This is a genomic window from Paenibacillus profundus (genome assembly GCF_021369635.1).
In the GTDB taxonomy this organism is placed as follows: domain Bacteria; phylum Bacillota; class Bacilli; order Paenibacillales; family Paenibacillaceae; genus Paenibacillus_B; species Paenibacillus_B profundus.
Genome location: NZ_JAJNBZ010000093.1, coordinates 1 through 1,342, shown reverse-complemented (window position 1 = coordinate 1,342; position 1,342 = coordinate 1). Strand labels below are relative to the sequence as shown.

Genomic DNA, 1,342 nt, shown 5'->3' with positions numbered 1-1,342 from the left:
TTAGGATAAGCCCTCGACCGATTAGTATTCGTCAGCTCCACACATTGCTGTGCTTCCACCCCGAACCTATCTACCTCGTCGTCTTCAAGGGGTCTTACTAAATTGGGAAATCTCATCTTGAGGGGGGCTTCACGCTTAGATGCTTTCAGCGCTTATCCCTTCCGTACGTAGCTACCCAGCCATGCCTCTGGCGAGACAACTGGTACACCAGCGGTACGTCCATCCCGGTCCTCTCGTACTAAGGACAGCTCCTCTCAAATTTCCTACGCCCGCGACAGATAGGGACCGAACTGTCTCACGACGTTCTGAACCCAGCTCGCGTACCGCTTTAATGGGCGAACAGCCCAACCCTTGGGACCTACTTCAGCCCCAGGATGCGATGAGCCGACATCGAGGTGCCAAACCTCCCCGTCGATGTGGACTCTTGGGGGAGATAAGCCTGTTATCCCCAGGGTAGCTTTTATCCGTTGAGCGATGGCCCTTCCATGCGGTACCACCGGATCACTAAGCCCGACTTTCGTCCCTGCTCGACTTGTAGGTCTCGCAGTCAAGCTCCCTTCTGCCTTTGCACTCTTCGAATGATTTCCAACCATTCTGAGGGAACCTTGGGGCGCCTCCGTTACTCTTTAGGAGGCGACCGCCCCAGTCAAACTGCCCACCTGACACTGTCCCCGAACCGGATCACGGTCCTAGGTTAGAACTCCGATACGATCAGGGTGGTATCCCAACGATGCCTCCACCGATGCTGGCGCACCGGCTTCGCAGGCTCCCACCTATCCTGTACAGACCGTACCAAAGTTCAATATCAAGCTGCAGTAAAGCTCCATGGGGTCTTTCCGTCTTGTCGCGGGTAACCTGCATCTTCACAGGTATTAAAATTTCACCGGATCTCTCGTTGAGACAGCGCCCAAGTCGTTACGCCATTCGTGCGGGTCAGAATTTACCTGACAAGGAATTTCGCTACCTTAGGACCGTTATAGTTACGGCCGCCGTTTACTGGGGCTTCGGTTCATAGCTTCGCCTTGCGGCTAACCACTCCCCTTAACCTTCCAGCACCGGGCAGGCGTCAGCCCGTATACTTCGCCTTGCGGCTTCGCACAGACCTGTGTTTTTGCTAAACAGTCGCTTGGGCCTTTTCACTGCGGCCCCCTCGGGCTATTCACCCTACCGAGGCACCCCTTCTCCCGAAGTTACGGGGTCATTTTGCCGAGTTCCTTAACGAGAGTTCTTCCGCGCGCCTTAGAATTCTCTTCTCGCCTACCTGTGTCGGTTTGCGGTACGGGCACCTTCATCCTGGCTAGAGGCTTTTCTTGGCAGCATGAAATCAAGACCTTCGGTACTA

At 55.0% G+C, this 1,342-nt stretch carries 1 rRNA gene; it reads right to left on the bottom strand.

The annotated features are described in order from the left end of the window. Nucleotide 1 precedes the first annotated feature (1 nt). A 23S ribosomal RNA gene (locus LQV63_RS31210) occupies nt 2–1,342 on the bottom strand; the annotation flags it as partial.